General features: G+C 54.6%; 7 protein-coding genes. 1 reads left to right on the forward strand and 6 read right to left on the reverse strand.

Features of this window, described 5'->3' with window-relative positions; translation table 11 throughout:
- The first annotated feature begins 632 nt into the window (after positions 1 to 632).
- The gene (locus N1078_RS19025) at positions 633 to 845 is read left to right on the forward strand and encodes a hypothetical protein (protein WP_274089650.1); all 213 of its coding nucleotides are present in this window, start codon (positions 633 to 635) and stop codon (positions 843 to 845) included.
- 57 nt (positions 846 to 902) lie between these two features.
- Here N1078_RS19025 and N1078_RS19030 read toward each other — a convergent pair whose 3' ends face one another.
- From N1078_RS19030 to N1078_RS19055, 6 genes are all read right to left on the reverse strand, one after another.
- A complete protein-coding gene (locus N1078_RS19030) occupies positions 903 to 3,290 on the reverse strand; it encodes a TOTE conflict system archaeo-eukaryotic primase domain-containing protein (RefSeq protein WP_274089651.1) in 2,388 nt (795 codons plus the stop codon).
- Positions 3,291 to 3,338: 48 nt separating this feature from the next.
- Positions 3,339 to 3,626 (reverse strand): type II toxin-antitoxin system RelE family toxin, encoded by a 288-nt coding sequence (locus tag N1078_RS19035; RefSeq protein WP_274089652.1) that lies wholly within the window; start codon positions 3,624 to 3,626, stop codon positions 3,339 to 3,341.
- Positions 3,616 to 3,855, reverse strand: a complete 240-nt coding sequence (locus N1078_RS19040; protein WP_039964104.1) for a type II toxin-antitoxin system RelB/DinJ family antitoxin — start codon at positions 3,853 to 3,855, stop codon at positions 3,616 to 3,618. The genes N1078_RS19035 and N1078_RS19040 overlap by 11 nt, the downstream gene beginning before the upstream one ends.
- A 609-nt stretch (positions 3,856 to 4,464) precedes the next feature.
- Positions 4,465 to 5,259, reverse strand: coding sequence for an NYN domain-containing protein (locus tag N1078_RS19045; RefSeq protein WP_274089653.1), 795 nt, complete (start codon positions 5,257 to 5,259; stop codon positions 4,465 to 4,467).
- Complete coding sequence (locus N1078_RS19050) at positions 5,256 to 6,461, reverse strand: hypothetical protein (RefSeq protein WP_274089654.1); 1,206 nt, start codon at positions 6,459 to 6,461, stop codon at positions 5,256 to 5,258. Before N1078_RS19050 ends, N1078_RS19045 begins: the two co-directional genes overlap by 4 nt.
- A gap of 394 nt (positions 6,462 to 6,855) precedes the next feature.
- Complete coding sequence (locus N1078_RS19055; protein ID WP_274089655.1) at positions 6,856 to 7,380, reverse strand: glycine-rich domain-containing protein; 525 nt, start codon at positions 7,378 to 7,380, stop codon at positions 6,856 to 6,858.
- Positions 7,381 to 7,593: the final 213 nt, after the last annotated feature.

Genomic DNA, 7,593 nt, shown 5'->3' on the forward strand with positions numbered 1-7,593 from the left:
CTGGTAACAAAATCAGCAATCCGCCCTGGGTCAAATTTCAATCGGCAGGGTGGGTCAATTTTCCATCAGCGCCAACATTTGCGTCAGCAGGGGCTTTTGCTTTCAAGTTACTGGCAAATTACTTTGGCCGAACCGCTTAACTTTGGCCGAAAGGGCAAATAACTTTGCCCACCTACAGCAGGTTGGCAGGTTGGCAGGTTGGCAGGTTGGCAGGTTGGCAGGTTGGCACAGCATGCGGTTCGTTTTGATGAAGCCGCAAGCGAGTCGCACTCGACTACCCATCACAATTTTTGAGACTGATGGGCGACGCTGTTTTGATCGGCACTAATTGCCGCGCGTCTTTCACTCCCAAAAACTCCCAGATTTTTGCACTCTCAAAACGAGATTTTCCGGGCTTGCCCTGTAGCTTCACTACAGAAGTCGCTTACTGGAGATTACTAAGCTACATCTAAAGCACTGATCCAGAAAGAAAAACCCCGGCGCTAGGCCGGGGTAGTGGCAGATTTCATCATGACAATAACTCGCACAATCATGACAATTAACCTGCCCGTCGACAAAAATGTCGACGGGCGACAAACCTGGCATTCGCCGATCTTAATAAATTCAATCAAATCAATAACTTACGAAAAATAATGGGCGCCATTATTGGCATGATCGAACCACATAAAGTGGCATTTTCCGTCAAAATGACCGCAATAAATGGCATTTTCCGTAAGCCCCTGAAACGAGCCGCGCGCAGCACTACATTTCAGCAATACAGCTACGCGCTGGAGGCAAACCTCAAGCCAAAGCCTGAATTGACAACCTGTCAATGGAACCCAGATTACGGTGAATCCACCGAGTAGGAAACAGCCACTTTCCACCTCCGACAGACGGAAGCTTGGTGGCTGTATGAAGACTCGTTAACCATTTGCCAGCAGCTCCATTGAGCTAGAAGAATCAGCAAATCGATAGCCCATAGCCTTGTAACCCGCTTGGCGCTTGCTCCACATACGGAGCAATGCAGGATGTCCGGCATCGATGAAGTCGATGATGCGCACATCAGCCTTACTTGCATGCTCCCGATGCAGGCGGCCCGCATACTGCTGGAGAGTGCCCTTCCAGGAAACTGGCATGGCCAGTACCAAAGTATCCAATGCTGGATGGTCGAACCCCTCTCCGACCAGTTTCCCGGTTGCCAGGATCACCCGTGGGGCATCGGGTGGCAGTGCTTCCAGCTCGCCAATTAGCGCAGCGCGTTGCTTCTTGGACATCCGCCCATGCAGCGTGAATAGGTTCTCGACCCGGCCAACCAGCTGTTCCTCTATTGCACTGAGATGATCCGTTCGCTCAGTCAGCACCAGGATCTTCCGTCCATGGTCAAAAGCCTCTCCGACCTTGGCAACAACCTTGGCTGTTCGCTCAGTGTCGTTGCACACCTGCAAGAAAACATCCTGGATGCCTGTCCCTTCGGGCATGACTATCGGTCGAGAAAACCACTGCGGCGTCACGGCCAGATCAGCTGGAGCACTCTCCGGCCTGCTCGCTGTATGCCGAATGGGCCCGCACTGCATGAAGATAATCGGCTGCTGGCCATCACGACGTACTGGCGTAGCGGTCAGCCCCAAGACATATTTGGCCCCAGCAGCCTTGAGGAGGGCCTCGAACGAAAAGGCTGACAGGTGATGGCATTCATCCACGATGATTTGCCCATAGTTTTTAACCTGCTCACTGACTTCACCTTGCCGCGACAAGGACTGCATCACGGCAATATCGATGATGCCTGTCGGCTTGGCCTTGCCACCGCCTATGGTGCCGACCTTGGTTTTGTCTGCGCCCAGAAACGCCTGCAACCGCTCCTTCCACTGCTGGAGCAATTCCGTCCGGTGCACCAGCACCAACGTGTTTACACCTCGCCTGGCAATCAGCGCGGCTGCCGTGACGGTTTTACCAAAAGCAGTCGGCGCACAGAGGATACCGGTGTCGTGCACTAGCATTCCTTCGAGAGCAGCCTCTTGATCCGGGCGTAGCGTGCCCGCAAAGCGGACATCAATGGGCTCTCCTGCGAAGCGCTCATCGTGCAGCACCAACTCAATCCCGTTGTCTTGCAGCAACGTCCTCACGTCATCCAAGCAGCCACGGGGCAAGGCGATATGCTGAGGAAAATTTTCCGCGCAGCCAATGATCCGGGGCTTGTTCCACACAGGCAGACGCATGGCCTGTGCCTTGTAGAACTCCGGATTCTGAAAGGCCGCCAAGCGGATCAGCTTGTTGACCAATGGCTGGGGCAGTTCGGACTTGTCGAAATAGATCTGGTTGGCCAGGGTAACGTTCACTGACTCGGGTAACGGACAAGCCAACTTCTGAGTCTTTTCCGCTGTGCGCTGCCAGGGTTTCGGCTCGTCGTCATCCGCTACTGCGGTGACATCCAATGGATGGCGACCTCCAGTGGCCAGCAGGGTTTTCGGCACAATATCCTGCACGGGCATAGGCTGAATGCTGGCCAGAAATGCCCACTGGTCGGGATAGGGCGTCAGCGTCTCATCGACAAAAACACTGCCGCCAAACGCGCGGGCCCGCTTCTGCAAGGGCAAGGCAATCAAGTTGCCAAAGCCGCCTTTGGGCATGCTGTCCTGATTTGGAAACAGTCGGTCATACGAGCCCAGCGTCAGTTGCCGGGTACGCTCGCAGGTATGACTGATGATCGCAGAGCCGAGCAGGCGCGCCTCATAGGCGGGGACATTACGCTCGAAGAAAATCCAGGCGTGCGCCCCGTTGCCCGAGCGAGAGATTTCCAGTGCCACCGGCACGTCCAACTCACGGCATGACTGGGCAAAAGCCGTGACATCTTCACGCCAATCGGCCTCGTCAAAATCCACCGCCAGGAAGTAGCAGGTGTCATCTGGAAGCAGTGGGTAAACGCCGATAACAATCACGCCGGCCAGGTGCTTGTAGAGCACCTGATCGGTCAGCGGCAGGAGTTGGCGATACGAGCAATCTCCGCACTTGATCCGTGGCTTCTCGCACACGCCTGGGCGCCATTCATTGGCGCACGCGGGTGAGTAGCCTGTTTTACCGGCCTTGCTTTCCCAACGAATGGGAAACACATCGGTTCGCCCCCGAAACAATCGCTTGAACAGCGCCAGCTTGGCATCCGTGTCGAGACTCGAACTTATCAGTGGAGGCGGGCTAGTCGGTTCAACTAGCGGCGGCTCGTCAGGCAAGCGCCACTCAACACCATGCGCTTCCAACAGCGCGATCAAGCGCGCATTTTCGGCCCGTAGATGCTCAAGCAGATCATCACCACTCATCGTGCCGAGACCACCTTTAAGTCGTAGGAGAACAGCTGGCCCAACCAGCTATTTGAGACGCTCGGCTGCCTTGCGATAAGCCTGCTCACGCTCACGGCGATCAACCGCCACCACAAACACCACTACCTCATGGTCGATCACCTGGTACACCAAGCGATAACCACTGCTGCGCAGCTTGATCTTGTAGCAGTCCGGCAGCGAATGGAGCCGATTGGCTTCAATTCGCGGATTCAGCAATACCTCATCGAGCTTTTTCTTGAGCTGCTGGCGAACGGTATCACCCAGCTTTTGCCATTCCTTCAGTGCCCGCGCATCAAACTCAAGGCTATAGATCATCCAGCGCAACCTTCACGCGCTGAGGAGCAGCAAGACGCTCGCGCACCGTGGCGATCAGGGCCTCATCTTCCTCGGTCATCAGTACCGGTCGGAAGGGAAGCTGACCTCGCTCAGCCACGTACTGCAAAGCTTGGCGCATCAGCTCAGAAGGGGTGACGCCGAGCTTTTCCAGTTCCCGGTACGCGCGGACTTTCAGCTCGTCGTCGATACGGATATTGATGGAGGCCATGGTGCGACCCTCACTGTAATGACATTCGTATTTACAGTGACAGGGTAGCCGTCGTTTGGCAAGCGGGTTGGCGCCCCCGCCAGTAGCACACCGACCAAGTGCCCCCTGACTGCGGCGCCACACCCCAGGTATCCGGTAGCCACATCACGCTGAAGTGGTCACCAGCACCCTCTCCCCTGCGTGGCGTCATTGAACATAGCGCCCGATATACGCACCGCACGGCTCGGGAATTTATTAACGTTTTTGTTAATAATTTTGCGAGTCTCTCGCCTTGTCAGCCCCACCCACAGAATAGCCGCAACGGTTAGCTCCTCAGGCTTGCAGGGGAATGACCATGTGCCCGCGCCTTTTTCAGATAACAAAAAACCCGCCGAAGCGGGTTCTTTCCTGACCATTCAACATCCTGTCGATGCGTCCTAGCGATGGTCAATCATCCTTGATGCCGAGCACATCCGTTGCTCAGTGGATGGGGTTAGATTAGTGCCCACGAGACAAGCCCGGAAGCGGCGAACACCACCAGGCCATGTAAGCCATTCGCTATAGCAGCTGCTGAAAAGCAATTATCGCCAGCCCGTCGCAAGTGACGCTGTCGTGGCCTCAGCCGATAGGTCAGGAGGCTGACGTAACAGACCGTCTTTTGTAGCGAACCTGCGGGTGATTATTGACGCGCTTCATCTCGAAAAGATCGATGGCTGCAAAAAGCTCTACCAACCGTGGATAACCGTAGTTCCGAGCATCGAACGATGCCTGATTACCGATCCGACTACCCACTGTCGCGAGAGAAGCCCAACCCTCTTCACCCTCCGCATAGGCGACCGCGTTGCGCAACAGGTTCATGAGTTTGGTATCACACTTAAGCTCCTTACCGGTTTTCATCTCGGGAGAAGGGACGAGTCCTGGCTCTTCGACCGCCAAACTTTTTTCCAAGTGTGTGATCAGGGCAGCGACCTGGTCATCCGTCTGCTCTGGTTGATCAACGTACAGAAAGCGTGAGCAGGCATTCACGAACGGCTCAGGGGTTTTACGCTCTCCAAAACCCACGACTTGCTTACCTTCGGCCCGCAGTCGCATGACTAATGGGGTGAAATCGCAGTCGGACGAAACCAAGCAGAAGACATCAACGGGCTTATTGAACAGTACATCCATGGCATCCACCGCCATGGCCATGTCCGTCGCGTTCTTACCTTTAACCAGATCGAACTGTTGAATGGGCTGAATTGCATGCTCATGCAGCACTTTGCCCCATGGATCCAGGCATGGGTTCTTCCAGTTGCCATAGGCTCGGCGGATGGACACCGAACCGTAGGAAGCGAGTTCTGCGAGAACGTCACCTATCTTGCGGCTGGGTGCATTGTCCGCATCGATGAACATTGCGACATTGAGGTTTTGCGGCTGACCACTCATACGAAACTCCCTGTAGTTGAATCCATCATGCCGAAAACGCCCTTACTACCAAGACTGCGGAACAGTTCAGCTGCCTGCTTCTTGGCCTCAACCTCTTCAGCAGAACTGATGGGCTCCAGTTCTACACCCTCATCCCCAGCGACATAGAGCGGGCCACCTTGATCATCGTCGTACTCTTGATCGGCATACATGCCACCCTCGTGGTATGCCCTCATCGAGCTATTCCGGAGGTCGCGACCGAGCATCTCTGATAAGAAAACCCAGACCCAGCCTTGGAATAGATTCTCCGAATCAATCTCATCGATCAGGTGACGCATGGCTTGCAGGTCGCCCTGCTTAGCCGCTTGGATGCACCAATGCTTCGACATCGCAGGCTGACCACACTCTGCCGCTAAATCAGCAATCCGCATCGGCTCATTGAAGGAAGAAAGAGCAAAAGCTCGACTGAGTAGCGCTGGATCTCCGGTTTTTTCTGCAAGATCTACAACCGCTTCATCGAAACCCAGTACAGCTGCTTGTTCGAGATGAAAATCAGATTTCGATATCCGCTCGCGATCTGCCAGAGCCGCTTGCGCCCACTCCAGCTCAACGCCCTTTAGCTCTTTTCCAAGCTCCAACTGCTTGAGCCAATAGTCGTCCCCAGGACTGGGATTATGTTCATCCGACACTCCGCCTCGCCCGAAAATAAGAGCAAGCGCGTAATGAGCCATAGCATTCCCTCGGCCAGCGGCAGCATCCAGCCCATCGAAAAGAAGATCTAGCCGATCCTCGTCCAACCAGGGTTCTTTTCGAGAGTGAGTGGCAACCTCGAAACCATCATCATCGTCGTCAGGATCATCGTAATAGTCATCGAAATAGCGTTCCCCGATATCGCCACTCCTGACAGAGGCAAGCACGAACGAGAGGGGTACAGCTGCAAATCGATGGAGACTGACGAAGTTCAATATTGCAGAGCCTGCTGCCTCTGCAACGCCTGCATAGCCCAGGTCAATCAGACGCTGATTCAGCAGCAGCAAACACTCTGTCGAGATGTCAGGCCCGTCATCCAGCGAGGCAAACACATGATGCGAATTCAGCGAAGCACTGGACTTAAATCCATTGCATGCGGCTAAAAGCTCATAAACATGGCTCTGCTTGAATTGCTGGCCAGTTACGGAATTTAGATGCTGCTTCGCGGAAAACGCGAGTTCTTTGATAGCCATGAAACCATCCTCATCGCCTGACGTACTCGGAGCAGTCGGCACACGTTTAAGCCCCGAACGCGCAGGCTTTGGAGGTTTCTCAGCTGAAGAGAATGTGAGCGAGAGAGCAGAATGCCTGTTTTAACTCGTGTGCAAGTTGGGCGGGCGCCTGCTCCGGATTCTAGCGATAGATTCAGTCTGCGTCGAGTAACTCCGAAAGGCCAACAAGCTCTGTTGCAGAACCTGTTGGCCCTGTGAAATTACTTAGACTTCACTGGTGGGTGATTTCCGCGACCACCGCCTGACTTATTACCTGTGGTGCTTGGAAGATTGGGAACTAACGGGCGAGTGGCGGGCTGGGAGTTAGGGCGGATTGGGTTTTGTGGCTGCTTGCTCATTGTCATCACTCCAAAAATTAATAGGCGGATACATCGTCTTTACATGCACCCTCAACACGACACGCGCAGGAAGACTTAGCGTGGCATGCATGGTCGTCACCGCAACGCATAGCCTGTGCTTCAGTGCTACCCCCCGGATAAACGCCAAAGTGCTTTTCATACAGCGCGACTGTTTGGGCAAAGGCGCTCTTCAGCTCCTGATAGTCGTCCTGGCCGTAGATACCGAAGTATGGGTAGTGGTCAATGAAGCGACCGAACACATGCTGGCAGTCTTCTCGGTAAGCACGGGTATCTAAGATGTGGGCATGCCAGATGGCATCTACCGTCTTGCTGGGCACAAGCGCAATCGATGGGTAGAAACGCTTGAGCGTCAGAAATCGGCGGTACTCCTGCTCGGACATATCCCACTCCGTCGCCGACATTTCTGCCTCAGAGGACTCGGTGTACTTGTACTTCAACCGCTTGAAATCCAAACGGCTGACGTTCATGTCTAGACCGTTTTTTGCCAGCAAAGGCTGGTTCAGCGATACGATGGCATTCATAGATGCTTATCCTGTGATTGAAGGTTACAGGCCTTGATAGCCCGCCTTCGCTTCAGCTCACGCTCGAAACATTGACGGCTGACCAGCGCGCAAGGTGCGTAGCCAGTAAGCGTCCAGCCAAGTCACCTTCCGAACACCAGCATTAAGGGCGATGGTGTCCGCGTATTTTTAAGCGGACGCGATAGCCCTTATCGCCGGGATTTCCATGCGCCA

The sequence above is a fragment of the Pseudomonas sp. MIL19 genome (assembly GCF_028680365.1).
Classification (GTDB): Bacteria; Pseudomonadota; Gammaproteobacteria; order Pseudomonadales; family Pseudomonadaceae; genus Aquipseudomonas; species Aquipseudomonas spirodelae.